The organism is Micromonospora sp. HK10, assembly GCF_000982955.1.
Lineage (GTDB): Bacteria > Actinomycetota > Actinomycetes > Mycobacteriales > Micromonosporaceae > Micromonospora.
In genome coordinates, this window is record NZ_KQ058688.1 from 1 (window position 1) to 218 (window position 218).

Consider the following 218-nt stretch of genomic DNA (forward strand, 5'->3'; position numbering starts at 1 on the left):
CGTCCGGGGCGCCCGGCAGCCGCGGGGCCGGCCCACGGCGGCGGCGCAGGTGGGCCAGCCGGTTTCGCAACAGCGGATCGGTCAGCAGCCGGGTGCCCGCGTCCTCGAGCCACACGGTGCTGTGCCCGTACCAGGTCAGCTCGACCACGTCGACACCCGCACCGGCTCGGTCACGCCTGCCACCGTATCCGGCCGCGTCGCCACCCGCCGGGCAACCC

1 protein-coding gene is annotated in these 218 nt (G+C 77.1%); it reads right to left on the minus strand.

The window, feature by feature from the left end; translation table 11 throughout:
- A partial coding sequence (locus LQ51_RS32640) for an MBL fold metallo-hydrolase (protein ID WP_046563294.1) occupies nucleotides 1–148 on the minus strand: 148 nt, incomplete at its 3' end.
- Nucleotides 149–218: the final 70 nt, after the last annotated feature.